At 66.4% G+C, this 3,750-nt stretch carries 4 protein-coding genes and 1 pseudogene; 1 reads left to right on the forward strand and 4 read right to left on the reverse strand.

Annotation, left to right across the window (positions count from 1 at the left end; translation table 11 throughout):
• The 3 genes from AC2VOG_RS09795 to AC2VOG_RS09805 form a co-directional block, all read right to left on the reverse strand.
• Positions 1-1,617, reverse strand: a 1,617-nt coding sequence (locus AC2VOG_RS09795) for a hypothetical protein (RefSeq protein WP_486939710.1), incomplete at its 3' end; no start/stop codon positions are given.
• A 3-nt stretch (positions 1,618-1,620) separates the two neighbouring features.
• Positions 1,621-1,953 (reverse strand): type VII secretion target, encoded by a 333-nt coding sequence (locus tag AC2VOG_RS09800; RefSeq protein WP_486939711.1) that lies wholly within the window; start codon positions 1,951-1,953, stop codon positions 1,621-1,623.
• A 194-nt stretch (positions 1,954-2,147) separates the two neighbouring features.
• The gene (locus AC2VOG_RS09805; protein ID WP_486939712.1) at positions 2,148-2,306 is read right to left on the reverse strand and encodes a hypothetical protein; all 159 of its coding nucleotides are present in this window, start codon (positions 2,304-2,306) and stop codon (positions 2,148-2,150) included.
• A gap of 145 nt (positions 2,307-2,451) precedes the next feature.
• Between AC2VOG_RS09805 and AC2VOG_RS09810 the strand changes: the two genes are divergently transcribed.
• Positions 2,452-3,579, forward strand: coding sequence for an ISAs1 family transposase (locus tag AC2VOG_RS09810; protein WP_486939713.1), 1,128 nt, complete (start codon positions 2,452-2,454; stop codon positions 3,577-3,579).
• Here the strand turns inward: AC2VOG_RS09810 and AC2VOG_RS09815 are convergent.
• Positions 3,557-3,750: pseudogene (locus AC2VOG_RS09815) on the reverse strand (ADP-ribosylglycohydrolase family protein); the annotation flags it as partial. The gene AC2VOG_RS09810 and the pseudogene AC2VOG_RS09815 overlap by 23 nt on opposite strands.

The following is a 3,750-nucleotide window of genomic DNA, read 5'->3' on the forward strand; positions in this document are numbered from 1 at the left end:
TTCAGCGAAAGGTGTTCCTTCGGGGGCCATGTAGCCGCCGCCGGGGTAGCCGAACCGGCCAAGTTCGGTGCCGGCCGGAAGGTGCGCGTCAGGGACGACGGTGCCGGGTATTGCGTAGGGCTTACTGGCCAAGCTGTCATCAGGGTAAATGAGGCTGCCGTCGGCTTCGGTGAATTGCGGGCCCGGCTCGATCGGATGGTATCCGTCGAAAAGTGGCGAGTCGTGCGGCAGGGGTTCTGGCGGCGGTGGGGCGTGTGGACCCTCTCCTGCGATCGGCGGTTCATGCGGACCGGCTCCCGCGACCGGCGGATCGTGTGTAGCCGGCGGCGCGGGGTGGTCGCCGGCGGGTAGGGGGCCAGGATGCTCGGCGGCGGCGGGCGGCGTGTGGGGTAGGGGATGGTGGGCGGCTAGGTCGTTGGTGGCGGCTTCGGCGCGGTGTTCGGCCTGGACGAGGGCGCGGGGCAGCGCGTTGTCGGCGGTGACGCCGGCGGCGGCGCCGGCACCGGTTTCGGCGGCTTCGCGGGTGAACAGTGCTCGCATGCCCTGCCAGGTGGCTTCGGCGCCGGCTTTGCCGGCCATGGCGGTGGGGCCGGCACCCACGGCGCCGAAGATGGCGTTTTGTAGGAGTTCGTCGTTGGGGATGGCGCGGCCCTCATCGAGGATCCGGGTGCCGACCAGTTTGCCGTCTTTGTAGGTGTAGTAGGCGTGGGTGCCTTGGTCGAAGATTTCGCCGGTGCCGTTCTTGAGCGAACCGGCGACTTGCATCGTCTGCCCGTTGAGGTTGTAGCTGAACAGCAGCTTGCCGTCGGGGCCGATGGTCACCGATTTGGGGTCGATACCGGAGTAGTCGGGGATTTTGCCGAGGTTGTCCAGGGCGTCGGCGAGGTTGTGTTTCAGTTGGGGCAGCTTGGCCAGCGCGGCCTGCGCCTCGGGACTGCCCGCGCCGTCTGTGTAGGCCGCGACCGACGCCTCATCGAGGGCCTTTTGCGCGGCTTTGACCCGGCCCATCGCGTCCACGACGGCCTGGTTGTTGGCCTGGCCGAGGTCGTCGAGCGTCGATTTGGCATTGGGCGCATTCGGATCCGAGGGCGGATCGCCCGCTTGCCCGTTCGGCGATGGGGTTCCGGTGGCGGCGCGCAGCACCGCGGCCAGATCGGTGTTGGTTTTCTCGGCGTTGCCCAGCAACGCGGTGATCTTGTGTTGGAGGTCTTCGACTTTGGTCTTGACCGTCTGCACGTCCTCATCGGCCCACCCGCTGGTGTCCGGCGGGGTCACGGTGTTGGTGTGGGTGTCGATGTGGACCGCCGGTGTGGCGTTCGCCTCGGTGAAGATGTCGGCGAGTTGTTTTTTGACCGCTGTGGCTTCCTGGGCGGCGTGGCCGGCACCCAACGCGACTTTGAATGCGTCTTGTGCCGAGAGCTCCATTTTGCCGCTGGTCTTGGCCAGCGCGTCCTGGGCGGTCGTGCTGGCTTCACCGTGCCAGGTGGCGAACGCCGGAAGGTTAGGGATGTTTTGCGCGGCTTCGCGGCTGTGCCGGGCTCGTGCCGCAGCGGCCTCGCCGACCTCGGTGATCGCTTCGGGATCCCACTCCTGCAGCTCGGCGATGCTCAACCCCACCCGTCACATCCCTATGCCCATACGCTCGGCCAGGTCTGAGACGGCGGCGTCAATCATGGTGCCCGCGTCGGTGTCGGAGGTTTCGTAGTTGCTGGCGGCCTTCCGCAAATTGTCGGCGTGTTCATAAAGTTCGCGGTGGTGGCTGGCAGTTTCGTGGGTCCAGTGCACCACCAACTCCGCTAACGCCGCTGCAGCCGGCCCGATGAATCCCCCTTGGGCGGCGGCGATGCGCTCATGGGCTGCCACATGGGCTGCCGAGAAATTACTGGCATGCGCGTCAACATGCTCACCGGCCAAACGCACATCCGCCGGGTCGACCTCCACATTGTCGCCCACCACGATCTCCCCGATGTCTTGCCTCGAGATTGAAACGGTTCGCAGAAGTTTACCGCTGCCCGGACACGACTCGACGCGGCAAAAGTAGCTATTGAACTTCCAAAGCCTCACGGAATAGTGTTGGTCGCGCAAGGTGCCCCGTGCGCGGTGATGCACCGACTGACGAATCCGGAGTTCGCTGATTTCCGAAAGAATTACGGCCGCAATCGCTGCATCGCCGCTTTGAAGTCCCGGTTCGGGCGGGCGCCGGGCAGCACCTCCGCGACGTCGCGCAACGCAGTGCCGACATCGACGCCCCGCTTCCGGGCGCCGTAGAGCGCGGAGATGGTCGGCGTGCGACTGTAGGCCTGCACGCCAGGGTCCCGGAAAAGTCGGTGTGTGAGGCTGTGACCTGCACCGTTATTGACGTGTGACCGGCGTGGCGGCTGTGGCGGGTGTGACCTACGGGTTTGGATGGGGTTACCACACCAACCAGCCCAATCCCGAGGTCACACCCGTATGCCATCTTCCCCGACGCCTTCTCTCGCTGCGCACCCGACGCGCCGTCAGCACCTGCTCGACGCCCTGGCCGCGGTACCCGATCCCCGGGACCGGCGCGGGGTGCGTTACCCCCTGGCCGGGATGTTGGCCCTGGCGGTCACAGCTACCGTGGCCGGGTGCAGGTCCTTCGCCGCGATCGGGCAGTGGGCGACCGACGCCGGCCCCGATGAAATCGCCTCATTCGGCCTCGGCGAGGCCGCCGTTCCCGATGAGTCCACCCTGCGCAAATTGTTCGCCCGCCTCGATGCCGAGGCGCTCGACCAGGCCCTCGGAGCGTGGATGTGGACGCGCACCTTCACCGCCGGTGGGCGCAGGGTGATCGCACTCGACGGCAAGACCGTCCGGGGTGCGCGCAGCCGTACCGGCGGCAGAGCCCCGCACCTGGTCGCTGCGTTTGATCACGCCGCTGGTGTGGTCCTCGGACAGGTCGCAGTCGATGCGAAAAGCAACGAAATCCCCGCCGCCCGAACCCTATTGGAACGTCTCAATCTCGCTGGTGCGGTGGTGACTGTCGATGCGATGCACACTCAGACCGACACCGCGGCCGCCATCACCGACGCCGGTGGCGACTACGTGTTCACGGTGAAGGCCAACATGCCTACCTTGCACTCCAAGCTCAAGGCGCTGCCCTGGAAGGACATCCCGACGGCCACCGAGACGATCACGGGTCGAGGGCGGCGGATCACCCGAACCATCAAAGTGGCTGCGGTTCCGGCCTGGATCGACTTCCCCGGCGCCTCCCAGGTCGCCCAACTGCGCCGCACGGTGACCGCGGGCGGGACCAAGACCGTGGAGGTCGTCTACCTGATCACTTCAGCAAACTGCCAATCCGCTCCACCTCGACGGCTGGCCGACTGGGTTCAGGGTCACTGGGGCATCGAGAACCGACTGCACTGGGTCCGCGATGTCACCTTCGATGAAGACCGTTCCCAGGTCCGCACCGGCCAAGCCCCACGAGTCATGGCGACCTGCCGCAACCTCGCCATTGGCCTGTTGCGGATCACCGGCTGGGCCAACATAGCCGCCGGCCTACGCCACCACGCCAGACACCCGGATCACGCCCTCAAACTGGTCCTGACCTCATGAAACCCGACTTTTCCGGGGCCCTGGCCTGCACGCAGTGCAGGAACACCGTCCGGCCTTCGGCGCGCAACTGCTCGACCGCATGCACGGTGTCGAGCAGCACGAAGTCCAGGTTCTCGTTTTCGCCGACGAAATCGATGAGCCGAACATCGAGGTGGGTCACGCCCTCGGGCA

The sequence above is a fragment of the Mycobacterium sp. TH-M11 genome (assembly GCF_057473725.1).